The organism is Arthrobacter sp. P2b (assembly GCF_900168295.1).
Classification (GTDB): domain Bacteria; phylum Actinomycetota; class Actinomycetes; order Actinomycetales; family Micrococcaceae; genus Arthrobacter.
This window is the reverse complement of record NZ_FVZL01000008.1, coordinates 122,884-147,585: the sequence shown is the minus strand read 5'-3', so window position 1 is coordinate 147,585 and position 24,702 is coordinate 122,884. Positions and strand designations below refer to the sequence as shown.

The following is a 24,702-nucleotide window of genomic DNA, read 5'->3' as shown; positions in this document are numbered from 1 at the left end:
CGTTGCCCGTTATGGGGGGAAGGAACCGGCAGCCTTAGCGGGCTGCGGAGCCTTCAACGTAGTCCACGTCCTGCTGCTGCCAGGAGAACAGGGAGCGCAGCTCGCGGCCGACACCCTCGATGGGGTGCTGCTCAGCCTTGGCACGCAGTTCCTTGAACTCGACGCCGCCGTTGTCCTGGTCCTCGATGAACCGCTTGGCGAAGGCACCGGACTGGATGTCGGCCAGGACGGCCTTCATGTTTTCCTTCACCTCGGGGGTGATGACGCGGGGGCCGGAGACGTAGTCGCCGTACTCTGCGGTGTCGGAAACGCTCCAGCGCTGCTTGGCGATGCCGCCTTCCCACATGAGGTCGACGATGAGCTTGAGCTCGTGCAGCACCTCGAAGTAGGCGATCTGCGGCTGGTAGCCGGCTTCGGTCAGGGTCTCGAAGCCGTACTGGACCAGCTGGGACACGCCGCCGCAGAGGACAGACTGCTCACCGAAGAGGTCGGTTTCGGTCTCTTCGGTGAAGGTGGTCTTGATGACGCCGGCGCGGGTGCCGCCGATGGCCTTGGCGTAGGACTTGGCGAGGTCCCAGGCGGCGCCGGAGGCATCCTGCTCGACGGCGATGATGTCGGGGATGCCGCGGCCGGCCTCGAATTCGCGGCGCACGGTGTGGCCCGGAGCCTTCGGGGCCACCAGGATGACGTCAACGCCTTCCGGTGCCTGGATGTAGCCGAAGCGGATGTTGAAGCCGTGGGCGAAAGCCAGTGCCTTGCCGGGGGTCAGCTTGTCCTTGATGGAGTCATTGAAGATCGAGCGCTGGTGCTGGTCCGGTGCCAGGATCATGATGACGTCGGCCCATTCGGCGGCGTCGGCAACGTTCTTGACCGTGAAGCCTGCGTCCTCGGCCTTGGCGGTCGACGTCGAACCCTCCTTGAGGGCGATGACAACCTCGACGCCGGAATCGCGCAGGTTGAGGGCGTGGGCGTGGCCCTGTGAGCCGTAGCCAACGATGGCAACCTTGCGGCCCTGGATAATCGACAGGTCGGCGTCGTCGTCGTAGAACATTTCAGTCACTTGCGTAACTCCTCTTGAGTGGTGTGTAGATAGGTGTTGTGTGGTGGTGCGGTTACGGGCGGTGGTTCCGCCAGGGCATTCGCCTAGGCGGAGCGCAGCGCCCGGTCACTCATGGAGCGGGATCCCCGTCCAACGGCCAGGGTGCCGGACTGCACGATTTCGCGGATGCCGAAGGGCTCCAGCACTGAGAGCAGTGCCGTGAGCTTTTCGGGATGGCCGGTTGCTTCAATGACGACGGAATCGGTGGAGACGTCGACCACTGAGGCGCGGAACAGGTCTGCAGCCTGGGTCACCTGCAGGCGTGTTGCGGCATCCGCACGTACTTTAACCAGGATGTGGTCGCGTTGTACGGAAGATTCGGGGGTCAGCTCAACGATCTTGATGACGTTGATCAGTTTGTTGAGCTGCTTGGTGACCTGTTCGATCAGGTCGCCGTCGGCGTCGACCACCACGGTCATCCGGGAGATGCCGGGGACTTCGGTGGGGCCGACGGCCAGGGAGTTGATGTTGAAGGCGCGGCGGGCGAAGAGGCTCGCAACGCGGGTCAGGACGCCGGGCTTATCTTCAACCAGGACGGACAGTGTGTGGCGGCTCATGGTCAGTCCTCTTCTTCCCATTCCGGGGTCATGTTGCGGGCAACCTGGATCTGGTCGTTGCTCACGCCGGCGGGCACCATCGGCCACACCATGGAGTTGGGGCTCACCACGAAGTCGATGACCACGGGGCGGTCGTTGATCTCCAGGGCTTTCTGGATGGTGGCGTCGATGTCCTCGTCGCGTTCGCAGCGGAACGAGGCGCAGCCGTAGGCCTCCCCCAGCTTGACGAAGTCCGGGATGCGGACGGTGTCGTGGCCGGTGTTGAGGTCGGTGTTGGAGTAGCGGCCCTCGTAGAACAGGGTCTGCCACTGGCGCACCATGCCCAGCGAGGAGTTGTTGATGACGGCAACCTTGATGGGAATGTTGTTGATGGCGCAGGTGGCCAGTTCCTGGTTGGTCATCTGGAAGCAGCCGTCGCCGTCGATGGCCCACACCACGCGGTCCGGTTCGCCCACCTTGGCGCCCATGGCCGCCGGAACGGCGTAGCCCATCGTCCCGGCGCCGCCGGAGTTCAGCCAGGCGTGCGGGCGCTCGTACTTGATGAACTGCGCGGCCCACATCTGGTGCTGGCCCACGCCTGCCACGTACACGCCTTCGGGGCCGGTGAGGGCGCCGATGCGTTCGATGACCCGCTGCGGGGCGCTGAGCCCGTCGTCGGGTTCAGTCCAGCCCAGCGGATAGGTTTCCTTGAGGTTGTTCAGGAAGGCCCACCAGGTGGTGAGGTCCGGTGTGCCGGATGCGTCGAACTGCGTGCGGACGGCCTCGGTCAGTTCCGGAATGATTTCCTTGACCGATCCCACGATGGGAACGTCGGCGGTGCGGTTCTTGGAGATTTCCGCGGGGTCGATGTCGGCGTGGATGACCTTGGCCATCGGCGCGAAGGTCTTGAGCACACCCGTCACGCGGTCATCGAAGCGGGCGCCGAGGGTGATCAGGAGGTCGGCCTGCTGCAGCGCGGTAACGGCGGAGACGCTTCCATGCATACCGGGCATGCCGACGTGCTGCGGGTGCGAGTCCGGGAAGACGCCCTTCGCCATCAGAGTGGTCACCACGGGGGCACCGGTGGCTTCGGCGAGGGCCAGCAGTTCGGCGCTGGCGTGCGCCTTGACCACGCCGCCGCCGACGTACAGGACCGGCTTGGTGGACGCGGCGATGAGCTTCGCGGCCTCGCGGACCTGCTTGTTGTGGCCGCGGGTGACGGGCCGGTAGCCGGGCAGGTCCACTTTGGGCGGCCAGGAGAAGGTCATCTGCCCCACCTGGGCGTCCTTGGCGACGTCCACCAGGACGGGACCGGGACGGCCGGTGGAGGCCAGGTGGAATGCTTCAGCCATGACATGCGGAATGTCGTTGGGATCGGTCACCAGGAAGGAGTGCTTGGTGATGGGCATGGTGATGCCCACGATGTCGGCTTCCTGGAAAGCATCGGTGCCGATCACCCCGCTGGACACCTGGCCGGTGATGGCCACCAGCGGCACGGAGTCCATGTGGGCATCCATGATGGCGGTAACGAGGTTGGTGGCACCCGGGCCCGAGGTGGCGATGCAGACGCCAACCCGTCCGGTGACCATGGCGTAGCCTTGCGCGGCGTGGCCGGCTCCCTGTTCGTGACGGACCAGCACGTGATTCATGGTGGAGGCCATCAAGGGGTCGTAGGTGGGCAGGATCGCGCCACCAGGCAAACCGAAAATATCGTCGACGCCGAGTTCTTCGAGCGAGCGGACAATAGCTTGCGAGCCGGTCATCACCGTTGGGGGTACAACGTTGTTCGGCCCAAGGACAGGAGAGACGGCAGCAAGGTCGGCGACGACGGCGGCATGGTCAGCCGTACGGTCGGCGCGTTCCGGAGCCTTGGTGGCTCCAGTGGACTTGGTAGCCATCAGCGAGGGGCTGATGGGCGATCCTTTGCTCATCGGACTCTTCCTTGTGGATCATCTGTGGTTCATGGAAACAGCGGGAAATAAAAAAACCCCTCAGCCTGAGCGGCTCTTCGAGGGGTTTGCGCGTGACGGTTCGTTACCGGAGGAGGCTAATGTGCCACGCGCTTGGTAAGGACGACGACGGTGCCGGCGGTAACGAAAGTCATGCGTTCAGTTTTCCCTCTGGTGAGATACGTGTCAACGAGCCGCTACCCGATCTCACCATGTGGACAACATTGTCCACGTGCTGATCCTACCCCGAACCTCCGGCGCAAGCGCCGTTCGCCCGGGGCCTCGGGATCAGCCCTTATTAAGCCCTGCCGCCTCCGGCAGTCGTGTCGCCGTCGGAGGCATGGGGCACTCAGGCATCAGCCGCAATAGGCACCGGTACTGGCGCTGTGCACCAGCTTGGCGTACTTGGCGAGCACACCCTTGGTGTACCTGGCCGGCAGCGGCTCCCAGCCCACCTTGCGGGCTTCGAGTTCAGCCTCGTCCACCAGCAGGTCGAAGCTGCGCGCTGCGATGTCCACGCGGATGCGGTCGCCGTCCTTGACGAACGCGATGGGGCCGCCGTCCACCGCTTCGGGCGCGACGTGGCCGATGCAGAGGCCCGTGGTGCCGCCGGAGAACCGGCCGTCGGTGAGGAGCAGGACGTCCTTGCCGAGGCCCGCACCCTTGATGGCGCCGGTGATGGCAAGCATCTCACGCATGCCCGGCCCGCCCTTGGGTCCTTCGTAGCGGATCACCACAACATCGCCGGCGTGGATCCGGCCGTTGTCCAGCGCGTCCAGGGCACCCTGTTCGCGCTCGAAGACGCGGGCGGTGCCTTCGAAGACGTCGGCGTCGAAGCCTGCGCTCTTCACCACTGCGCCTTCGGGGGCCATGGTGCCGTGCAGGATGGTGATGCCGCCGGTCTTGTGGATCGGGTTGTCCAGCGCGCGCAGGATCTTGCCGTCAACGTCCGGCGGGTTGATGGCGTCGAGGTTCTCCGCCACGGTCTTGCCCGTGACGGTGAGGCAGTCACCGTGCAGCAGGCCGGCGTCGAGCAGTGCCTTCATGATCACCGGCACGCCGCCGATCTTGTCCACGTCGGTCATCACGTAGCGGCCGAACGGCTTCAGGTCGCCCAGGTGCGGAATCTTGTCGCCGATGCGGTTGAAGTCATCGAGGGTCAGCTCCACCTCTGCTTCGCGGGCAATGGCCAGCAGGTGCAGGACGGCGTTGGTGGAGCCGCCGAAGGCCATGGTGACGGCGATGGCGTTCTCGAACGCCTTCTTGGTCATGATGTCCCGGGCGGTGATGCCCAGGCGGAGAAGGTTAACCACGGCCTCGCCGGACTTGCGGGCAAATTCATCACGACGGCGGTCTGCCGAGGGCGGGGCGGCGGAGCCCGGCAGGGACATGCCGAGAGCCTCGCCGATGCAGGCCATGGTGTTGGCCGTGTACATGCCGCCGCAGGCGCCTTCACCCGGGCAGATGGCCTTTTCGATGCGGGTCAGGTCTTCCATGCTCATCTTGCCCGCGGCGCAGGCCCCGACGGCCTCGAAGGCGTCAATGAGGGTGACTTCCTTTTCGGAGCCGTCCTCAAGCTTGACCCAGCCGGGCATGATGGAGCCGGCGTAAAGGAAGACGCTGGACAGGTCCAGGCGGGCGGCGGCCATGAGCATGCCGGGCAGGGACTTGTCACAGCCTGCCAGCAGCACCGAACCGTCGATGCGCTCGGCCTGCATGACGGTCTCCACGGAGTCTGCGATGACTTCGCGGGAGACCAGTGAGAAGTGCATGCCCTCATGGCCCATGGAGATGCCGTCCGAGACGGAGATGGTGCCGAACTGCATGGGGAAACCGCCGCCGGCGTGGACGCCTTCCTTGGCGCCCTGCGCAAGCCGGTTCAGCGAAAGGTTGCAGGGGGTGATTTCGTTCCATGAGCTGGCGACACCCACCTGGGGCTTTGCGAAGTCGTCATCCCCCATGCCGACCGCCCGGAACATGCCACGTGCCGGTGCGGCGTGGATTCCGTCGGTAACGACCCGGCTCCGGGGTTTGATGTCAGGCTTGTTCTCGGTTGCGATTTGGGTGTCACTCATAGGGGAAAGTCTATGGCTCCACGCGCGGCAGCAACGACCGCGAAGCTCCGGTTAAGCGCAAAATCAGGATTATTTCAATCAGATAGTGGACTGTCATCTCGAATAATGAGATGCCCACCGCCGGGCCGAGCAGTTCGTGTGGCGCAGGTCACCGGGATGCCCGCTTTCCAGCCCCGGGATCCCGCCGTGGTTCGCTGCCCGGGACGTTGCCGTCGGCGGGACGCCCGGAGGAACATCCGGGCCGGTCAAAGTGCTGGACAGCGATGTGGACCCGACGTAGCGTCGGGGCAAGGGACCTTGCCGACCGACCGAAGGGCTTGCCATGGAAGCTGTCTTCTTGATCATTCTGCTCGCTGTACTGGTGGGTGTTGTGTGGTGGAGGCTGAACGCCAAGAAATCACCCGCTGCCCGAGGTGACGCCGGCCAGGCGGACGTGGCCCGCAGCGACGGGGGAACCCGCACTGATGGTGCTCTTTCCGGCGGCAGCGCCGCGGCGTCGGCCGAGGCCGCCGGCACCACGGGAATTCCCACAGCCGCGGGCTTTGGCCGGCCGGCCGAGCCCGCTGCGCCCGTCACTGCGGACGAGTCGGCAGAAACATCGGCTTCGGTGGATGCACCGCGTCCTGAACGCACAGGTTCAGGTTCTTCCGCAGCCTCCCCCGCCGGCACGGCTGGAGCCGGCGCAGCGCCCGCGGATGCGGGTGCTGGTGCGGCAACTGCGGGAGCCGGCGCAGCGACCGCGGATGCGGGTGCTGGTGCGGCGACCGCGGGACCCGGCGACGACCGCCGACGCCAGGACCAGGCCGAATGGGAAACCCAGTGGTCCGAAGCCAGCGGCGCTCCCTCCGCCCGGACCAACCCAACCCCGCCAATGCAGTCGGTCACAGAGAAGACGGGGACGCAGCCGGAAGCAGCACCGGTCCATCACGCCGAGTACACCGAACCGCACGCCCCCACGCTTCCCGGCGCCGAGTCCGCTGCCGTGGAAGAAGCGGACGACGACGGCGCGGCAGCCTCCGCCGTCGGACGTTCAGCAGACCGGCCAGAGGCTGCGGGCGTTTCCGGCGGCACCATCCCGGCCGGTGCCGCCGCGGCGGAAATGCAGGACCGCACCCAGTCCTCTGCCCTCGTGGAGACCGGAGCGGACCATCTGCCGGAACAAGAGGCTGCCCCGCGTGGTCACTCGCCGGAGGCTGCCGGCCACCTGGCGGCTGACGAACCGTACGGGGCAGGCTCTGCCGCCGCGCGTGCCGATGGCAGCGGGCCGGCAGATTACGGCGTCAAGGCCGATGCCGGCGCCATGGTCTATTACGAGGAGGGGCACCCGGACTATGAACAAGCCAGGGCTGATGTCTGGTTTGAGTCGGCCGCCCACGCGGAAGCGGCAGGCTTCCGTGCCCCACGGCGCAGGCGCCTCTAGGAGCAGGTCCGGCCCGGCCTCAAGGACGAACCTAACCCTGCTTCCTCCCCACGCGGGGAGGAAGCAGTAAATCCTGTGGCCCATTTCACACCTGCGCAGGGGTGGATCAGGGCCGGGATCTTGACTCCTGAAGGAGGTTTCCGGCTTCCCGCAGGCAACCACACCCTTGATTTTGCGCGGATTTTGCCGCTGCCGGGATGATCATCCACCCGCACGGCCGGCCGATTTCACATGCACCAAAAGTTCGTGTAGAGTTTCATGTCGTTGCGGAGATCAACGGGGAAAGAAAAGCCCCGAATGATTGAAACAAAAAGATGCACCTCTAGCTCAATTGGCAGAGCAATTGACTCTTAATCAATGGGTTCCGGGTTCAAGTCCCGGGGGGTGCACCACTGGGAAAACAGCCTCCGGCTTTGCGGAAACGCAAGCCGGGGGCTGTTTTGTTTGTGTCCCCAACTAACGGCACAACAAAAAAGGCGTGACCACAGTTTGCATACTGCGGTCACGCCCCGCCGGCCGGCGGCGAAGTGTAGTCAGGGTGAATTTTCCACGAGCGCGGCGGCGTTGCCGGGCGTGGTGGCGAACTGGCTTGCGAGCTCCCTGACCACTGCCTGGAGCTCCTGGCGAAGGACTTCGGGATCAATGGACGCCGAAGCCAGGACGGAACGCTCCATCTCCACTGCGGCAGCGACCGCCTCCTTGCCCCGTTCGGTCAGGGACACCACGTGGCTCCTGCGGTCAGACGTGCTGCGCACGCGGGCGATATGCCCGTGGGACTCCAGCCGGCTCAGGGTCTTGCCCATTGTCTGGGCCTGCACGCGCACATATTGGGCAAGCTGGGCCTGGGTCATTGGGCCCTGCGCGTTCAGCACCTCGATGGCAATGACCCCGGCGTGGGTCAGGCCGATGGCACCAAGTTTTTCGTTCCAGGAGTGTTCGACGAGGCGCGCAGCAGTGGACAAGAGGCGCCCCGTGGGCCAGTGATCCATATCAGGCATAGCAGCAAGTATAGCCAAGTGCCGATTAGCACTGGTTCCTCCCCCTTACTAGGCTGTTGTGACCCGCCTGCTACAAGGAGAAAAACATTGGCCGACAGACTCGTTACCGGTGATGAAGCGCCCGGTTTCACATTGAAGGATTCAACCGGCAAGGACGTTTCCCTGTCCCCCGGTGAAGGCCGCCATACAATCGTCTACTTCTACCCGGCCGCTTCCACTCCTGGCTGCACCAAGGAAGCCTGCGACTTCCGTGACAGCCTCGCTTCACTGCAGTCCGCGGGGTACGACGTCCTGGGAATCTCGCCGGACCCCGTCGAAAAGCTGGCCAAGTTTGCTGCCAGTGAGGAACTGAGCTTTCCCCTGCTCTCGGACCAGAACCATGCTGTAGCGGACGCCTATGGCGCCTGGGGTGAGAAGAAGAACTACGGCAAGACCTACCAGGGCCTGATCCGGTCAACGATTGTGGTGGATCCGGAGGGCAAAGTGGTGCTCGCCCAGTACAACGTCCGGGCTACCGGCCATGTCGCCAAGCTGCGCCGCGACTTGAAGCTGGACGCCTGACCGGCAGCGTTGCCTGCTCCGGTCGAGCCGGGGCAACGCTACAATAAAGACTGGCATCCGCCGTCGTACCTTTCGTGTGACGCCGGCAGGACGCCTGGCGCGAGTGGTGAAATTGGCAGACACGCAGGATTTAGGTTCCTGTGCCTTCGGGCGTGGGGGTTCAAGTCCCCCCTTGCGCACCCAAAGAAATACAAGAATCCCCCGGTTCACTACCGGGGGATTTTTTGTGTTTATGCCCTGCGGGGCAACCCGGGAACTGTTCCCGGAAAAAGGCCGGATTCGTAATCCTCCGAAAAACTCCTTGGATTCCACCCATCCGTATCTGCGCACCGGCCGAATACCCAGTGAGACACCAGCCAAGGGCAGGTGCCCGCCAGCCAGACAAGAACAATGCCGTGAACACCAGTCCGCGGCAGGCATAACGCCATAATCCAAGGAGAATTCACATGCAGACAATCAAGCGCACAACTTTCACCGTCGCAGGCGTTGCAGCTGCAGCTCTGCTGAGCCTGACCGCGTGTGGCGGATCCGCCGGCTCGTCAAGCTCCTCGGCACCGGCCGAGTCCCCCGCACCTTCCAGCATGGCCCCGTCCCCGTCGGCCAGTTCCTCGGCCGCGGCCATGGACCCGGCCGCCAACCTGGTTGGCCCCGGCTGCGCCGGCTACGCCGAGCAGGTCCCCACGGGAGCCGGTTCCGTTGAGGGCATGGCCCTTGACCCGGTGGCCGTTGCCGCCTCCAACAACCCGATCCTGACCACCCTCACCGCCGCTGTATCCGGCAAGCTGAACCCCAAGGTGGACCTGGTGGACACGCTCAACGGCGGCGAGTTCACCGTCTTCGCCCCGGTGGATGAGGCCTTCGCCAAGATCGATGCAGCCACCATCGAAACCCTGAAGACCGATGATGCCCTGCTGAGCAAGATCCTGACCTACCACGTTGTTCCGGGCCAGATCACTCCTGACAAGATCGCCGGCACGCACGCAACCGTCCAGGGTGGTTCGGTGACGGTTACGGGCAGCGGCGACGCACTCAAGGTCGACGATGCCAGCGTCATCTGCGGCGGCGTCCAGACCAAGAACGCCACCGTTTACCTGATCGACTCGGTGCTGATGCCCAAGTAGCACCCGGCAACACGCCTTCTGAAGCCGTGCCCGCACAAGCGGGTACGGCTTCAGTGCTGACCGGCCTCCCCGGGAGCCTGGACCCGGTCAACTAGACTGGGTCCCGCGGCCCGCAAGCGGCGGAGCCGGCAAGATCCAGAGGTGATAAACGAGTGCCCAGCAGTACATCGCGGCGGGCGGTCCTTAAGGCCGGCACCGTCCTCCTGGCGTTGGGGGCAACCTCGTGCACGGCAGTACCGTCCCCCTCACCGTCGTCGGAATCACCCAGCGCCACAACCCCTGCCGAGCCCACCGCCACCTTCAACTTCGGCACCGCCGCACAGCCCCTGGGACTGGACCCCGCCCTCTCCAGCGACGTGGAATCCCAGCGCATCACCCGCCAGATCCTTGAAGGCCTGGTGGGCGTGGACCAGACCACCGGCAAGCCGACACCCCTCCTTGCTACTGAATGGAGCGAGTCCAACGAGGGCCGCTCCTACACTTTCACGCTCCGCACCGACGTCACCTTCCAGGACGGCACGCCGTTCAACGCCGACGCTGTCTGCGCCAACTTCAACCGCTGGTTCGCCTTCCCGGCAGACCTGCGCCGGCAGGCACCCGGCAGTTCCTTCAAGGGAGTGTTCAAAGCCCACTCGGACGAGCCCGACCTGTCTATTTTCAAGAGCTGCACCGCCCTCTCTGCAGACACTGTGCGGATCGACCTCACCCAGCGCTTCACGGCGTTCCTCCAGGCCCTGACGCTGCCGGCCTTTGCCATGGCGTCTCCCGCGGCCCTGGCGTCCGGCACCGCGGACGTCCTTGACCAAAGCCGCGGCGGGCGGCCAGTCTCCGCCTTCGCCACCCGCCCTGTGGGCACAGGCCCGTTCAGCTTCGCGTCATGGGACGACCAGAGCGTCACCCTGGTGACCAACAACACCTACTGGGGCGACCGGGGACAGATCGCCACCATCAACTTCATGGCATACAACCACCCCCAGACCAGGCTCCAGGCCCTGCTCGACGGCAAGATCGACGGGTATGACGCCGTCACGGTGGGGAACTTCGACCAACTGGTCAAACGCGGCAAGCAGATTGTCCAGCGCGATCCGTTCTCGGTGATGTACGTGGGCATCAACCAGGACATCCCGGTGCTGCAGAACCAGAAGGTCCGGCAGGCCATCGAAATGGCAATCGACAAGGACACCCTGATCCGCAGGTTCTTCATCGACAACACCGCCAGGGCGACCCAGTTCGTCCCTCCCAAGATCAGCGGCTTCAACAACGATGCCCCCGAGCTGGGCCACGATCCGGCCAAGGCCAGGGAGTACCTCAAGGAAGGCGGCTACGCGGGCGAGGAACTGAAGTTCTACTATCCGTTGAACGTCACCCGGCCGTACCTGCCCACTCCGGAGAAGGTCTATGCCGAGATCAGCCGGCAACTAACGGCTGTGGGGTTCAACATCCAGCCTGTCCCCGTGGACTGGTCGGACGGCTACCTCCAAAAGGTCCAGTCACCCGGCGACCACGCGCTGCACCTGCTTGGCTGGAACGGCTCCTATTCCGACGCCGACAACTTCGTGGGCCCCCTCTTCGGTGAAAAGAACGGTGAGTTCGGCTACCAGGACCCGCAGGTCTTTTCCAAGATCAACCGGGCACGCGGCCTGCCGGAAGGCGAGGAACGCGATGAGCAGTACCACACCATCAATGCCCAGATCGCAGCCACCGTGCCGGCGGTTCCCATCGCCTTTCCCATCTCGGCCCTGGCCCTCTCCGACCGCGTGGTGAGCTATCCCGCATCGCCGGTCTTAAATGAAGTTTTCACGAAGGTGCAACTAAAGCCTTGACGGACTGGTCCAATTTCAGTATGTCGGCTGCCCGGGGATATTCTGTGACAGCCAGAGCCGCTGCAATCGGAGACTGATCGTGACCTTCATTTCCAAGACCCCACATGCCGACGTCGTCCTGATTGGCGGCGGCATCATGAGCGCCACGCTGGGGGCATTTCTCAAGCAGCTGGAGCCGAACTGGACTATTTCCCTGTTCGAGCGGCTGGACCAGCCCGGACTGGAAAGCTCCGACCCCTGGAACAACGCCGGAACCGGCCACGCTGCCCTCTGCGAACTCAACTATTCCCCTGCAGCCAAAGACGGCTCAGTGAACCCCGCCAAAGCCCTGCTCATCAATGAGCAGTTCCAGCTCTCCCGGCAGTTCTGGTCCCACCTGGTGGACCGGAACCTGATCGGCTCGCCCAAGGGCTTCATTAACACGGTGCCGCACATGAGCTTCGTGCTCGGCGAGGACCACACCCGGTTCCTGAAGACGCGGTATGAGGCGCTGAAGCCCCACACCCTGTTCCGGAGCATGGAGTACTCCGAGGACCACGGCCAGATCGCCAAGTGGGCGCCGCTCATCGTTAAGGGACGCGACCCGAAGCAGCGCATTGCCGCCACGCGCGCCGTCGAAGGGACCGACGTCGACTTCGGGGCACTCACCCGGGAGCTGACCACCTACCTCGGGAACAACGGCGTCGAAATCAATTACGGCCACGACGTGACCGGAATTTCCCGGGCGTCCGGCGGCGGCTGGGACCTCTCTTTGAAGTACCCGAAGTCCGGCGAACACGGCAAGATCCACGCCAAGTTCGTCTTCGTCGGCGCCGGCGGCGGGGCCCTCCACCTGCTGCAGGCCTCCGGCATCCCGGAGAGCAAGGGCTATGGCGGTTTCCCCGTTTCCGGCCAGTTCTTCCGCTGCACCGACGAAGCCATCGCCGCGCAGCACAGCGCCAAGGTCTACGGCCAGGCGTCGGTGGGCGCTCCCCCCATGTCCGTCCCGCACCTGGACACGCGGTACGTCAACGGCAAGCGGTCGCTGCTGTTCGGCCCCTACGCCGGGTTCTCCACCAACTTCCTGAAGAACGGCTCCTACCTGGACCTGCCGCTCTCCATCCGCCCCGGCAACATCATCCCCATGCTGGCCGTGGCCAAGGACAACATGGACCTCACCGCGTACCTGATCAAGGAAGTGGCCAAGCGCCACGGGGACAAGGTCGAGGCGCTGCGCGAGTACTACCCGGAGGCCAAGGACGGCGACTGGGAACTGATCACCGCCGGCCAGCGTGTACAGATCATCAAGAAAGATCCGCAAAAGGGCGGCATCCTGCAGTTCGGGACTGAAGTGATCGCCGGCCGTGACGGCTCCATCGGTGCGCTCCTTGGCGCCTCCCCCGGAGCATCAACCGCTGTTCCCATCATGATCGAACTGCTGCAGAAGACGTTCCCCAAGAACTTCAAGGGCTGGCAGTCGAAGCTGAAGGACATGATGCCCGGCTACGGGGTGAAGCTGGATGAAAATCCGGACCTCGCCGTCGAGCTGGAGCAGGCAACCGCCAAGTCCCTCCAGCTGGAGGGCGTTTCCGCCAGCCGCTGACCCTGCCGGGGTCAGCGGCCGGCACCATCGGGTCCGCACCAGTTAGTCAACCCCACAGGAGTTCATGCGATGTTCCGGCTGGCACACCTTTCACTGGCGAACCGGGCGCTGATCGCACTGATCACTGTTTTCGCTTCCGTTTTCGGCGTAATCACCATGTCGTCGCTGAAGCAGGAGCTCATTCCCTCCATTGAGTTCCCCCAGATCACGGTGCTGACTGCCATGCCGGGGGCCTCTCCGGAGGTGGTGGACAAACAGGTCAGCGGGCCGCTGGAGACTGCATTGAACGGCGTGGAGGGGCTGGAATCCACCTCCTCCACGTCGCGCAACGGGGTTTCGCAGATCACCATGGTCTTCACCTACGGTTCCAACCTGGACCGGGCACGGAACCAGATCGACCGGGCCATCTCCAACGCCAAGCGGTCCCTGCCGGAGGACGTCCAGCCGCAGGCCATTGCCGGCAGCATCAGCGACTTCCCCATCGTGTTCCTCGCGGTGTCTTCGGACAAGACCCTCAGTGAACTGAATGCGGACCTCCAGCGGCTGAGCGTGCCCCGGCTGCAGAAGATCGACGGCGTCCGGGGCGCTGATGTCACAGGCGGTGCCTCCCAGCACATCGAGATCCTCCCCCGGAGCGACGCCATGGCGTCTGCCGGAGCGTCCATCACGTCCATCCGGGATGCGCTGGCAAACAACGGCGCGCTGGTGCCGGCCGGAACGCTGGAGGAACAGGGCAAGACGCTCTCGCTGCAGATCGGCAGTCCAGTCGATTCGCTCGACGCCATCAAGGCCCTCCCGTTATCCGGAGCGAAGAATGCGGCCACCATCGGCTCGGTGGCGGACGTGTCCCTCCAGGACGACGAGCGGACGTCCATCACCCGCACTAACGGGACCGAAACCCTGGCCGTGTCCGTCACCAAGAAACCCGAGGGTGACACGGTGGGCATTTCGCATGCAGTGCGGGACACCCTGGACGAACTGGAGGCAGAGCTCGGCTCGAACGCGAAGTTCACTCCGGTCTTCGACCAGGCACCCTTCATCGAAAAATCCATCAAGGACCTCACCACCGAAGGGCTGCTGGGACTGGGCTTCGCCGTCGCCGTCATCCTGGCCTTCCTGATGTCCGCACGCTCCACCCTGGTCACCGCGGTATCCATCCCGCTGTCCCTGCTGATCACCTTCATCGGGCTCTCAGCCACCGGCTACTCGCTCAACATCCTCACTTTGGGTGCGCTGACCATCGCCATTGGCCGCGTGGTGGACGACTCAATCGTCGTCATCGAGAACATCAAGCGCCACCTTACCTACGGCGAGGACAAGGTCACCGCCATCCTCACGGCCATCCGCGAAGTGGCCGGCGCCATCACGGCCTCCACACTGACCACCGTTGCCGTATTCCTGCCCATTGCCTTCGTCGGCGAGCTGGCAGGTGAGCTGTTCAGGCCCTTCGCCCTGACCGTCACCATGGCGCTGCTCGCATCCCTGCTGGTCTCGCTGACCATTGTTCCGGTGCTCGCCTACTGGTTCCTCCGGACCCCCGGTGCCTCCGGAAGCTTCCAGCCTGATTCCCCCGCTGCCCGGTCATTTGCCGCCGAGGCGCGGGCGAAGGCCCAGGAAGCCGAACAGCGCAGCAGGCTGCAGCGGGGCTACGTGCCCATCCTCAGTAAGACGCAGAAGCACCCCGTCATCACCCTGGTGGCAGCAGTCCTGGTTCTCGGCGCCACCGCCGCCATGACCCCGCTGCTCGCCACCAACCTCCTGGGCAATTCGGGCCAGAACAGCCTGACGGTCCGCCAGGTGCTGCCGGCCGGAACCAGCCTGGCGGACACCAGTGCCGCGGCCATCCGCCTTGAGGAGGTCCTGCGCGGGATCGACGGCGTCAAGGACGTCCAGGTGACGTCCGGCAACGCGCAGGCCGGCTTCGCCGCCCTCATCTCCACCGGCTCCTCAAACTCCACGTTCACTGTGGTGACCGACGAGAAGGCAGACCAGGTGCAGCTGCAGGACACCGTCCGTTCGGAGCTGGCCAAGGTACCGGATTCCGGCAAGGTTTCCGTGGGAACGCAGCAGGGCGGCTTCGGCACGTCCTCCACCGTGGATATCACCCTCAAAGCCGCCACCACGGCGGATCTGCAGGCAGCGAGCGACACCATGGTCGAAGCGATGAACGGTGTGCCCGGCACCAGTGAAGTGGCAACCAACCTTGCCGCCACCCAGCCGGTGGTGCAGGTCAAGGTGGACAGGGCCAAAGCCGTGGCCGCCGGCCTCAACGAGGAACAGGTTGCCGGCGTCCTGGCATCCACCATCAGCCCCATCCCGGCAGGGGAAGTACGGATTGACACTGATGACTTCCCCGTCCAAATCGGCCAGGGCACCAGGTTCACCAGCATCGAAGCCGTCCGGAACATTCCGCTGCCGGCAGGGGGCGCCCCCGTCACCCTGGGCAGCATCGCCTCCGTGGAGCAGGTGGAGGTCCCTGTTTCCATTACCGCCAGCAACGGCCAGCGGACCGCACGGGTGTCCGTCACGCCGTCGGGGTCCAACCTGGGGGCGGTCAGCGCCGAAGTCCAGAAGCGGCTCGCGGATGTGCAGCTGCCGCCGGGCGTCACGGCGGAAATCGGCGGAGCGACAACCCAGCAGGCCGAGTCCTTCAGACAGCTTGGCCTTGCCCTGCTGGCGGCCATCGCCATTGTGTACGTCATTATGGTGGCCACCTTCAAGTCCCTTATCCAGCCGCTGATCCTGCTGGTCTCGGTTCCGTTCGCTGCCACCGGAGCCGTGGCGTTGCTCCTGGTGACCGGCGTCCCGCTGGGCCTGCCGTCCCTGATCGGCATGCTCATGCTGGTGGGCATCGTTGTCACCAATGCCATCGTGCTGATCGACCTGATTAACCAGTACCGGCAGCCGCGGGACGGACAGCCGGGCATGAACGTTGCCGACGCCATTACCCATGGGGCCCGGCAGCGCCTCCGGCCCATCCTGATGACCGCGCTGGCAACCGTGTTTGCCCTGACCCCCATGGCGATGGGGCTCACCGGCGGCGGAGGCTTCATCTCGCAGCCGCTGGCGGTAGTGGTGATCGGCGGCCTGATCTCATCCACCGCCCTGACCCTGGTCCTGGTCCCGGTCCTCTACAGGCTGGTGGAGGGCCGGCGCGAGAAAAAGGCCCTGATGCGGGAGCTTCAGGAACGTCCCGAATTCGGGGCTGCCACCGATGTGGACGAGGAATTCCAGGACTGGACCACCGGCATGGTTCCGAAGGTCAGCGGACGCCGGGCGGCTCCCGGCAGCACCGAGTAAAACAGCGGAATATTTTCGTGCGGGATGTGTTGTATCCGTCGATAGATGCAAATGCATCTAAATTGGTCTACACTGGAACCAAGCCAGCAAGTCCACGAACGGAAAGGCACATCATGCAGATCGGTGTTTTCAGCGTCAGCGACATCACCACGGACCCCACCACGGGCCGGACCCCCACCGAGAACGAGCGCATCAAGGCCTCCGTTGCCATCGCCAAGAAGGTCGAAGAAATCGGCATGGATGTCTATGCCCTGGGTGAGCACCACAACCGGCCGTTCTTCTCCTCCTCCCCCACCACTACCCTCGCCTACATCGCCGCGCAGACCGAACGCATCACGCTGTCCACGGCCACCACGCTGATCACCACGAATGATCCGGTCAAGATTGCCGAGGACTTCGCCATGCTCCAGCACCTTGCAGACGGGCGCGTTGACCTGGTGCTGGGCCGCGGCAACACGGCCCCGGTCTATCCGTGGTTCGGCAAGAACATCCAGGACGGCGTGGAACTGGCCATCGAAAACTACAGCCTGTTGCGCCGGCTCTGGGACGAGGACACCGTCAACTGGTCGGGCAAGTTCCGCACGCCGCTCCAGAACTTCACCTCCACCCCGCGCCCGCTCGACGGCGTCGCCCCCTTCGTCTGGCACGGCTCCATCCGCACCCCGCAGATCGCGGAGGTGGCTGCCTACTACGGCGACGGATTCTTTGCCAACAACATCTTCTGGCCCAAGGAGCACTACCAGCAGCTGATTGGCCTTTACCGTGAGCGCTACGAGCACTACGGGCACGGCAAGGCGGACCAGGCGATCGTGGGCCTGGGCGGCCAGTTCTTCATGCGAAAGAACTCCCAGGATGCCGTGAAGGAATTCCGGCCCTACTTCGACAACGCTCCCGTCTACGGGCACGGACCGTCGCTGGAGGACTTCACATCGCAGACACCGCTGACAGTCGGCAGCCCCCAGGAAGTCATCGAAAAGACCCTGACGTTCCGTGAGTACTTCGGGGACTACCAGCGGCAGCTGTTCCTGATTGACCACGCCGGGCTTCCGCTGAAGACCGTGCTGGAGCAGCTGGATCTGTTCGGCGAGGAAGTCCTTCCCGTCCTGCGCAAGGAGTATGCTGCCCGGAAGCCGGCGCACGTCCCCGAGCCGCCCACCCATGCAGCCCGCGTGGCCACGCTGCTGGCCTCGCAGGACGCCGAGAAGACCTCCGCGGAGGCGTGATGGCTGCCGGAGGATCGGAATCACCCGTCCGCCTTGCCGCAGAGACCTGGGAGTCGCTGTTCCGGGCACAGGTGGCGGTCATGCGGAAGCTGCAGTCGGGCCCGGCCTTCCGGAAGCTCGCGGTGAATGAGTACGACGTCCTGTTCACGCTCTCCCGCTGCCCGTCCGGCTGGCTCCGGCTCAACGAGCTCAATGACAACGTCCTGTTGAGCCAGTCCAGCCTGAGCCGGCTGGTGGAGCGGCTGGAGAAGCGGGGGCTGGTGGCCAGGATGCCGGCCCCGGAGGACGGCCGCGGCGTGCTGCTGAAACTGACCGACGAGGGGCGGGAACTCCAAAAGGAGATTGGCCGCGAGCACGTGCGGGACATCTCCGCGCTGGTGGGCCCGGCCCTCACCGCTGCGGAGCAGAAGGAACTCCGAAGGCTGACCGACAAGCTTCGGAGCTCCCTGGGCCCGCGCCCGCCCCGCTAGGCAGCAGCACGCGAGGGCCCCGGCAGGTGGCAGCCAGTCAGCCCAGTTGCACCAACCGGGCAGGGTCCTCCACGGGCAGGTCGCCGTTCACCACGGCGGTGACCCCCAGCTGGTTCAGGACCAGGCTGCCGCCCACGGTGGACAGGAAGGCTGTGTCGGACGAGTCCCGGCCGGCCGTGATGCGCAGCATCGACTCCCGCGGGGCCAGCCCCGTGGGGTCGATGACGTGCCAGGCACCGTCCACGTAGGCCTCGGTTACCGCGTGGAAGTCCATGGGGCTGAGGCCGGGCGCGTAGACAGCCGCCAGCCGCGCCGGGATGTCCTTTGAGCGAAGCAGGGCGATGGCCAGGTGTGCAAAGTCCCGGCACACGCCGCGCCGGCTGAGGAGCGTTTCCACCGCGCCGTCCGTGCCCCGGGATGAGCCGCTGAGGTAGCGCAGCTCGCCGTGGACCCAGTTGCGTACCGCATGCAGCAGGTCGCTGCCCTGGACAGAGTCGAATTCCGCATAGGCGGTGGGCAGCAACCGGTCTGATTCCGCGTACCTGCTGGGGCGGACGTACCGGATGCGGTCCGCCAGGTCTGCGTCTTCCGGCTCCGCCCTGCCGGCCACGGTGGCGGAGTACTCCACAACCACGTCCGCGGGCTCCGCGAACTCCATGTAGTGGAGCCGGCCGCCGTGGTGGTCGGAGACCTCGGTGAGCGGGACCTGTTCGCCGCCGGCCATCACGGACAGGGATTCCTCAAACGAGGAGTAGCCGCTGTTCCTCGCTACGGCGATGGCCATGGCCACCTTGGTGTTGGCTACGGTTCGAAAGGCCAGGCGTGCGGAAACAGAGCGTTCCATGAATCTCCGGGGGTATCGGCGTCGGAAGGAAAGCCGCCGTTTGCCCCGGCACCTGTGGGAGCCGGAAACGGGGACTAGTTTTTGATCTCCAGAGACATTAGCATCCGCTGGACGTTCGCGAATTCCGAACTTTCGCCGGTGTAGTCACCGGCTTGGCCCAGGGTGTCGAACGCCTTTGCCGGAGCCACCTTTTCATCCGGCGCGAAAGCCTTCAGGGACACAACGTCGCCGAACGACCAGTCGCCCTTGCCGGCCGGTCCGCGCACCACATTCCGAAGCTCGCAGGCCTGGTTGTCCGCACCGCCCACAACGTTGGTGATGCCGTATGAGCCGAAATACCGGTAGCCCTGGATGACGCGGAAGACCATACGCGGCGGGATGGTCCCTTCGCCGCCCGTAACGGATACGTCCACGGGAACGCTGCTGATCACTGTATAGGCCCTGCGGGAGCCTTCCGGGCATTCAGCCGACGACGGCGGCAGTCCCGTCCGCAGGGCAGCGATGTACGTGCCGTCGGGCTTCTTCACCTCGATCTTGAGCGCTCCGGGCAGGGTGCCTTCCTCCGGGGCCACGGATTGGGCGATCCACTCCTGCGGCAGTTCGAAACTCACCGTCTTTGCGGGATCCGAGAACGTCTTCCAGGCAGAGGCGGTGGCAGCACCCTGCGGCGTTGCGGAAGCGGAAGCATCGCCAGTGGCTGACGGCGTTGCCCCGGCAGACGGGCTCGAGGTTCCGGAGGCCCCCGGGCGTTCCGAGGTGTCCGGCTGCACTGTCGGACCAGGCTGCGCCGTCCAGCCCGGACCGCTGCCCTGCGGACTTGAGCAGGCCACCAGGACAAGCGCGACCGCCAGCAGTGGTGCCCCGGACAGGACTGTCTTTGATGCCTTGCCTCTCATGAAGCCAGCCTAGCCGCGGAGCCTGTGCCGGCCGTCCACCCGGCGGGCGTTTCCTGCCAGGTCCCGCGGGCCGGAACCGGCGCACCCGCGGGGCGTGTCGCCGTCGGACGGGTGTGCCTGCCCCGGGGGCTAGGCTGGGGCTATGGCGGAACAGCACGGCATAGCCGAAGAAACCCCGGCGGACATCTCCGCCGTCGACATTGCAGACTGGCGGCTGCGGACATTTGCGCTGTATGACAATGTCCGGAAGCTTTCCGCGGAGAATCCGGCGGAGGCGCATTCCTACTGGCGGCACCAGCGCGACCTGATGTTTGCCACACACCCGGCGTCCGCGCTGACCGCGGCAGACAAGGCACGGTTTTCGGGGCTGAAGACTGCGGACTACGATCCCATCTACCGCTTCCATGTGCCGCTGACCAAGGAAGGTGCCGGCCGCGAACTGACCGTGGATACGGGCACCGACGGCGTGGTCCGCTTCATCCGGCTGGGCACGTTCGACCTGCCGGAGATGGGGCAGCTCGCGGTCTGGAAGCTCCACGGTTACGGCGGCGGCATCTTCGTGCCCTTCCGCGACGCCACAGCCGGGCAGCCGGGTGGAACCTACGGGGCAGGCCGGTATCTGCTGGACACCATCAAGGGTGCCTTCCACGGCGTCCAGGGCACCGGCCCCGGGGCCACGTTCGTCCTGGACTTCAACTTTGCCTACAACCCCTCGTGTGCGTACAACGAGGCCTGGGCATGCCCTTTGCCCGGCCCGTCCAACAGGCTGGCCGTGGAGATCCCGGTAGGCGAGCTTTACTGACGAGTGACGATCCATTTCCTCCCCCGCCCTCGTGGAGGAACAACAGCCCGTCCGCCGCCTGCTAGGACCAGGCACCGCTAGCCCGCGCCGAGGGTCCTGACACTCGCGACCGCCGTGCTGACTGCCCGGGCAGCGGCGTCCAGGTCTTCCGTCGTCACCGACGCGTCAAAACTGAACCGTACCGCCGTCTGCGCAACCTCGGCGGAAATCCCGAGGGCGGTCAGCACGGGTGAGGGCGCATCGGAGCCGGCGGCGCATGCTGATCCGCTCGAACACACCACACCCTGGCGTTCCAGTTCCAGGAGCACGGATTCGCCGCTCGTCCCGGGAAGGCAGAACGACGCCACGGATGGAAGCCGCTCTGTGGGATGGCCGGTGAGGACCGCCCCGGGTACAGCGGACAGCACGGCACTGATGAACGCGTCCCTGAGCGCCGTAACCCGCACTTCCTGGTCCCGCTGCCGGGACTGGGCAAGCGTCAGGGCGGTGGCCAGGCCAACGGCTCCCGCCACATTTTCCGTCCCGGAGCGCCGGCCGCGTTCCTGGCCGCCGCCGTGGATGACCGGTTCCAGCCTGGTCCGGCCCCGCACGAACAGCACGCCGCAGCCTTTGGGCGCACCGAGTTTGTGGCCGGAGATGCTCATGGCATCAACGCCCAGCGCCTTGGTGTCCAGCGGCAGCCAGCCCGCCGCCTGGACGGCATCGGTGTGGAAGGGCACACCGTGCTCCCGGGCCAGGGCGGCCAGCCGGGCGACGGGCTGGACGGTGCCCACCTCGTTGTTGGCATACATGACGCTGACCAGAGCGGTTTCCGGCCGGAGAAGGCCGGCCAGAGCTTCCGGCGTAACCTGGCCGGTGCTGTCCACGGGAAGCACATCGACGGTGAAGCCGTGGAAGCGCTCCAGGTACCGGGCTGATTCCTCCACCGCGGGATGTTCGACGGCGCTGATCACCACCCTGGTCATCGCCGGGTCGGCAGCCTGCCGTGCCAGGGCAATACCTTTGACGGCCAGGTTGTCCGCCTCCGTGCCCCCGGAGGTGAACGTCACCTCGCCGGCCCGGCAGCCGAGGACGGCAGCAACCGAGGCCCGCGCATCTGCGAGCGCCCGGGCCGCTGCCTCACCGAGGCTGTGGTGGCTCGAGGGGTTCCCGAATTCGCCGGTGAGGTAGGGCCACATGGCGTCCAGCACTTCCCGGCGGACCGGGGTGGTGGCGGCGGCGTCGAGGAAGATCACGGCGTGTTCACCGCACGGTCAGTTCGACGTCCAGGCCGAGGTCCAGGGCCGCCACCGTGTGGGTGAGGGCACCGACGGAGATGACGTCCACACCCGTCGCGGCGATGGCTGCAACGGTCTCCAGGTTGACGTTTCCGCTCGCTTCCACCCGTGCCCGTCCTGCCACCAGGGCCACGCCCGCCTTCAGCTCGTCCACGGTGAAGTTGTCCAGCATGATGGTGTCCACGCCTGCGGCCAGGACGGGTTCGATCTGGTCCATGCGGTCCACTTCCACTTCGAAGTGCGTGGTGTGGCCCAGCTGGGCCTTGGCGGCCAGCAGGAGTCCGGTGAGCTTGGCCGGGTCCCCGCCGGTCATGACGGCCAGGTGGTTGTCCTTGGCCAAAACGGCGTCGGAGAGGCTGTAGCGGTGGTTGGCTCCCCCGCCGCAGCGCACGGCGAACCGTTCCAGGACGCGCAGCCCGGGGGTTGTCTTGCGGGTGTCCGTGATCCGGGCGGACGTGCCCTGCGTGAGCTGCACGAACTCGGCGGTCCTGGTGGCGATGGCGGACATCCGCTGGACCAGGTTCAGCGCTACCCTTTCGGCAAGGAGCACCGACCGCGCCGGTCCGTTGACCCGGGCGAGGTGGGTTCCGGCGTCGAACGTTTCCCCATCGCCCACCAGCAGCTCAACGGAGGTGCCGGGATCCACGAGCTGCATGGCGTCCCGGAAGACTGTTGCCCCGCTCAGGACGCCGGGGACGCGGGCGTTCAGTACGGCCGTGGCGCGTGCGTCCGCGGGAATGAGGAGCTGGGACGTGATGTCACCGGCAGGAGCGTCCTCGGCGAAGGCGCGTTCGAGGATCTCCCGGACGGGCGCCGCGGGCAGGGTCAGCGCGGGGGCCGCGTGCCTGCGGGTGGCCTGGTCCAGCACGGAGTGTTCAGTCATTGAGGAGGCTCGCTTTCGGGCGAAGGGAATACGTTTCGGGTTCGTCGGGCTCGTCGCTGCGGTAATGCGCCCCAAGGGAGTCGCGGCGGGCAAGCGCGGCAGCGACCAGCAGCCGGGCTGCCAGCAACAAATTCCGGTCCTCGAGTTCCACAGGATCGCCATCCCCGCCGGCAGCAACAGCATCGGGAAGAACGACGGCGGCCCACCGGTCGAGGATTCCGGCCGCCTCTTCCAACAGTGCCTTGGAGCGCAGCACCCCGGCATGCGAAGTCATCAAACGCCGAAGAGCATCCCGCGAAAACGGCTCCCCTCCCCCACCGAAGGTGGCAAGCGAGCTCCCACCCGAAGCACCCGATTCGGTCGCCGCGTTGATCGGAAGCCCTTCTGAAGGTGACCCGCCCTCGTCGACTGCCGGGGCTCCGGAAGCGTACGTCAAAGGGAGGCCGCCCGCGGCCGTGGGCCCACACGATCGGGGTTCCCTGGCCGAGCTTGCGAGGGTAGGGGGATCGTGGGGAGTACGCGGAGGAGCGCCGTCAGGCGACACCCAAGCAGAACCGGAAAGAAAGGATTGAACAGCGCGGCGCCCGAAGACGAGTCCCTCGAGGAGGGAGTTGCTGGCCAGCCGGTTTGCCCCTTGGACGCCGGTGCAGGCAGCTTCGCCGGCTGCGTACAGGCCTGGGATGCTGGTGCGGGCGTGGAGGTCGGTGGTGATGCCGCCCATCCAGTAGTGGGCAGCGGGCGCGACGGGGACCAGTTCGCGGGTCCAGTCGATGCCGGCCTCGCGGGTTTTCCGGGTGAGGGTGGGAAACCGCCGCTCGAGGAAGCCGGCGCCGCGGGTTTCTTCGATGACCCGGGCGTCCAGGTAGACGTGGCCGTTGGGGTCGCCGAGCTTGGCCAGGTGCAGGGCGATGCTGCGGGACACCACGTCGCGCGGGGCAAGTTCGGCGTCCGGGTGGTAGGCCCGCATGAAGCGGCGGCCACCGGCATCCAGCAGGACTGCCCCTTCACCGCGGACTGCTTCAGAGATCAGCAGGGGCCCGTCCAGGCGGGAAGGGTGGGCCGTGGCCGCGTTCACCAGGCAGGTGGGGTGGAACTGGAAGAACTCCAGGTCTGACACGGCGGCGCCGGCGCGGACGGCGAGCGCGAGGCCGTCCGCGGTGGCCACGGCGGGGTTGGTGGTCTGGGCGAACAGCTGTCCTGCTCCCCCGGTGGCCAGGAGGACAGCGTCCCCCTGGAGACTGCAGCGGCGGCCGTCCCGCAGGTACTCCAGGCCGGTAACTTTGCGGTCCCGCTGCACGAGGGCGGTGGCATAGGCCCTGGCCAGGACGGTGAGCTTTCCCTCCGCCTCCCTTGCCAGTACCGAGCGGATGAGGCCTTCAGCCACCTTGGCTCCGGTGGCATCGCCGCCTGCATGCAGGATGCGGGGGGCACTGTGTGCGGCTTCCAGGCCCAGGGCCGGGCCGCCGTCGTGCGCCAGGTCGAAATGCACGCCGAAGCGCTGCAGCCCTGCGATGTCCTGGCGTGCTTCGGTGCACAGCAGGCGGACGGCGTCCTCGTCGCAGTGCCCGGCCCCGGCCTGGAGCGTGTCGGCAATGTGCGCGGCCACGGAGTCTCCGGGCGCGGGGTTGGCGAGCACGGCCGAGATGCCGCCCTGGGCGTACCAGGTGTTGCTTTCATCCAGCTGGCCCTTGGTCAGCAGGACAACCTCGGCGCCGGCGTCCGCTGCCAGCAGCACGGCATACAGGCCGGCGACGCCGCTGCCGACGACGATCAGCCGCCGCCGCGGGACGCTGCCAGCGTTGCCCCGCGGCTGGGTTGCCGCCCTGTGGGCGGGCATGTTCGG

General features: G+C 65.9%; 19 protein-coding genes and 2 tRNA genes. 11 read left to right on the top strand and 10 right to left on the bottom strand.

The window, feature by feature from the left end; all coding sequences use genetic code 11:
• Positions 1-34: 34 nt before the first annotated feature.
• The 4 genes from ilvC to ilvD all read right to left on the bottom strand — a co-directional run bounded on the left by ilvC (position 35) and on the right by ilvD (position 5,659).
• Positions 35-1,060 carry a ketol-acid reductoisomerase gene (gene ilvC, locus B5520_RS14300; RefSeq protein WP_079597733.1) on the bottom strand — a complete coding sequence of 342 codons (1,026 nt, stop codon included), beginning with the start codon at positions 1,058-1,060 and terminating at the stop codon, positions 35-37.
• An 83-nt stretch (positions 1,061-1,143) separates the two neighbouring features.
• Positions 1,144-1,656, bottom strand: coding sequence for an acetolactate synthase small subunit (gene ilvN / locus B5520_RS14295; protein ID WP_079597732.1), 513 nt, complete (start codon positions 1,654-1,656; stop codon positions 1,144-1,146).
• 2 nt (positions 1,657-1,658) lie between these two features.
• Positions 1,659-3,566 (bottom strand): acetolactate synthase large subunit, encoded by a 1,908-nt coding sequence (locus tag B5520_RS14290; RefSeq protein WP_079597731.1) that lies wholly within the window; start codon positions 3,564-3,566, stop codon positions 1,659-1,661.
• Positions 3,567-3,940: 374 nt separating this feature from the next.
• Positions 3,941-5,659: a dihydroxy-acid dehydratase gene (gene ilvD, locus B5520_RS14285; protein WP_079597730.1), complete on the bottom strand. Its 1,719-nt coding sequence runs from the start codon at positions 5,657-5,659 to the stop codon at positions 3,941-3,943.
• Positions 5,660-5,981: 322 nt separating this feature from the next.
• Between ilvD and B5520_RS14280 the strand changes: the two genes are divergently transcribed.
• Positions 5,982-7,079 (top strand): sunset domain-containing protein, encoded by a 1,098-nt coding sequence (locus B5520_RS14280; RefSeq protein ID WP_079597729.1) that lies wholly within the window; start codon positions 5,982-5,984, stop codon positions 7,077-7,079.
• A 316-nt stretch (positions 7,080-7,395) separates the two neighbouring features.
• A tRNA-Lys gene (locus tag B5520_RS14275) sits at positions 7,396-7,471 on the top strand.
• Positions 7,472-7,612: 141 nt separating this feature from the next.
• Here B5520_RS14275 and B5520_RS14270 read toward each other — a convergent pair.
• Positions 7,613-8,068, bottom strand: coding sequence for a MarR family winged helix-turn-helix transcriptional regulator (locus B5520_RS14270; protein ID WP_079597727.1), 456 nt, complete (start codon positions 8,066-8,068; stop codon positions 7,613-7,615).
• 96 nt (positions 8,069-8,164) lie between these two features.
• On the opposite strand from B5520_RS14270, the gene bcp reads away from it, so the two are divergent.
• From bcp to B5520_RS14230, 8 genes are all read left to right on the top strand, one after another.
• On the top strand, positions 8,165-8,638 hold the full coding sequence (bcp, locus tag B5520_RS14265) for a thioredoxin-dependent thiol peroxidase (RefSeq protein ID WP_079597725.1): 474 nt from the start codon (positions 8,165-8,167) through the stop codon (positions 8,636-8,638).
• A 97-nt stretch (positions 8,639-8,735) separates the two neighbouring features.
• Positions 8,736-8,817, top strand: a tRNA-Leu gene (locus B5520_RS14260).
• Between the two features lie 267 nt (positions 8,818-9,084).
• Positions 9,085-9,759: a fasciclin domain-containing protein gene (locus B5520_RS14255; protein ID WP_079597724.1), complete on the top strand. Its 675-nt coding sequence runs from the start codon at positions 9,085-9,087 to the stop codon at positions 9,757-9,759.
• Positions 9,760-9,911: 152 nt separating this feature from the next.
• Entirely contained in the window at positions 9,912-11,582 is a 1,671-nt protein-coding gene (locus B5520_RS14250) for an ABC transporter substrate-binding protein (RefSeq protein WP_176156868.1), read from the top strand.
• A gap of 79 nt (positions 11,583-11,661) precedes the next feature.
• Positions 11,662-13,164, top strand: a complete 1,503-nt coding sequence (locus B5520_RS14245; protein WP_079597723.1) for a malate:quinone oxidoreductase — start codon at positions 11,662-11,664, stop codon at positions 13,162-13,164.
• A 69-nt stretch (positions 13,165-13,233) separates the two neighbouring features.
• Entirely contained in the window at positions 13,234-16,464 is a 3,231-nt protein-coding gene (locus B5520_RS14240) for an efflux RND transporter permease subunit (protein ID WP_079597721.1), read from the top strand.
• A 113-nt stretch (positions 16,465-16,577) separates the two neighbouring features.
• Positions 16,578-17,687, top strand: coding sequence for an LLM class flavin-dependent oxidoreductase (locus tag B5520_RS14235; RefSeq protein WP_079597720.1), 1,110 nt, complete (start codon positions 16,578-16,580; stop codon positions 17,685-17,687).
• On the top strand, positions 17,687-18,157 hold the full coding sequence (locus tag B5520_RS14230; RefSeq protein WP_079597719.1) for a MarR family winged helix-turn-helix transcriptional regulator: 471 nt from the start codon (positions 17,687-17,689) through the stop codon (positions 18,155-18,157). The genes B5520_RS14235 and B5520_RS14230 overlap by 1 nt, the downstream gene beginning before the upstream one ends.
• Before the next feature lie 37 nt (positions 18,158-18,194).
• Here B5520_RS14230 and B5520_RS14225 read toward each other — a convergent pair whose 3' ends face one another.
• The gene (locus B5520_RS14225) at positions 18,195-19,001 is read right to left on the bottom strand and encodes a transglutaminase-like domain-containing protein (RefSeq protein WP_079597718.1); all 807 of its coding nucleotides are present in this window, start codon (positions 18,999-19,001) and stop codon (positions 18,195-18,197) included.
• 74 nt (positions 19,002-19,075) lie between these two features.
• Positions 19,076-19,897, bottom strand: a complete 822-nt coding sequence (locus B5520_RS14220; protein ID WP_079597717.1) for a hypothetical protein — start codon at positions 19,895-19,897, stop codon at positions 19,076-19,078.
• 142 nt (positions 19,898-20,039) lie between these two features.
• On the opposite strand from B5520_RS14220, the gene B5520_RS14215 reads away from it, so the two are divergent.
• Positions 20,040-20,699 (top strand): DUF1684 domain-containing protein, encoded by a 660-nt coding sequence (locus B5520_RS14215; protein ID WP_079597716.1) that lies wholly within the window; start codon positions 20,040-20,042, stop codon positions 20,697-20,699.
• A gap of 77 nt (positions 20,700-20,776) precedes the next feature.
• Here the strand turns inward: B5520_RS14215 and B5520_RS14210 are convergent, their stop codons facing one another.
• The 3 genes from B5520_RS14210 to nadB are packed head-to-tail and all read right to left on the bottom strand — an operon-like array spanning position 20,777 to position 24,696.
• Complete coding sequence (locus tag B5520_RS14210; RefSeq protein WP_079597715.1) at positions 20,777-21,934, bottom strand: cysteine desulfurase family protein; 1,158 nt, start codon at positions 21,932-21,934, stop codon at positions 20,777-20,779.
• A 7-nt stretch (positions 21,935-21,941) separates the two neighbouring features.
• Positions 21,942-22,859, bottom strand: coding sequence for a carboxylating nicotinate-nucleotide diphosphorylase (nadC, locus tag B5520_RS14205; protein ID WP_079597714.1), 918 nt, complete (start codon positions 22,857-22,859; stop codon positions 21,942-21,944).
• Positions 22,852-24,696, bottom strand: coding sequence for an L-aspartate oxidase (nadB, locus tag B5520_RS14200; protein WP_079597713.1), 1,845 nt, complete (start codon positions 24,694-24,696; stop codon positions 22,852-22,854). Before nadB ends, nadC begins: the two co-directional genes overlap by 8 nt.
• Between the last annotated feature and the right edge of the window lie 6 nt (positions 24,697-24,702).

Excerpts from the sequence above, each read along its gene's own strand:
- ilvN (WP_079597732.1), bottom strand. The coding sequence starts at position 1,656 with ATGAGCCGCCACACACTGTCCGTCCTGGTTGAAGATAAGCCCGGCGTC.
- B5520_RS14290 (WP_079597731.1), bottom strand. The coding sequence starts at position 3,566 with ATGAGCAAAGGATCGCCCATCAGCCCCTCGCTGATGGCTACCAAGTCC.
- ilvD (WP_079597730.1), bottom strand. The coding sequence starts at position 5,659 with ATGAGTGACACCCAAATCGCAACCGAGAACAAGCCTGACATCAAACCC.
- B5520_RS14280 (WP_079597729.1), top strand. The coding sequence starts at position 5,982 with ATGGAAGCTGTCTTCTTGATCATTCTGCTCGCTGTACTGGTGGGTGTT.
- B5520_RS14270 (WP_079597727.1), bottom strand. The coding sequence starts at position 8,068 with ATGGATCACTGGCCCACGGGGCGCCTCTTGTCCACTGCTGCGCGCCTC.
- B5520_RS14255 (WP_079597724.1), top strand. The coding sequence starts at position 9,085 with ATGCAGACAATCAAGCGCACAACTTTCACCGTCGCAGGCGTTGCAGCT.
- B5520_RS14240 (WP_079597721.1), top strand. The coding sequence starts at position 13,234 with ATGTTCCGGCTGGCACACCTTTCACTGGCGAACCGGGCGCTGATCGCA.
- B5520_RS14235 (WP_079597720.1), top strand. The coding sequence starts at position 16,578 with ATGCAGATCGGTGTTTTCAGCGTCAGCGACATCACCACGGACCCCACC.
- B5520_RS14230 (WP_079597719.1), top strand. The coding sequence starts at position 17,687 with ATGGCTGCCGGAGGATCGGAATCACCCGTCCGCCTTGCCGCAGAGACC.
- B5520_RS14225 (WP_079597718.1), bottom strand. The coding sequence starts at position 19,001 with ATGGAACGCTCTGTTTCCGCACGCCTGGCCTTTCGAACCGTAGCCAAC.
- B5520_RS14220 (WP_079597717.1), bottom strand. The coding sequence starts at position 19,897 with ATGAGAGGCAAGGCATCAAAGACAGTCCTGTCCGGGGCACCACTGCTG.
- B5520_RS14215 (WP_079597716.1), top strand. The coding sequence starts at position 20,040 with ATGGCGGAACAGCACGGCATAGCCGAAGAAACCCCGGCGGACATCTCC.
- nadC (WP_079597714.1), bottom strand. The coding sequence starts at position 22,859 with ATGACTGAACACTCCGTGCTGGACCAGGCCACCCGCAGGCACGCGGCC.
- nadB (WP_079597713.1), bottom strand. The coding sequence starts at position 24,696 with ATGCCCGCCCACAGGGCGGCAACCCAGCCGCGGGGCAACGCTGGCAGC.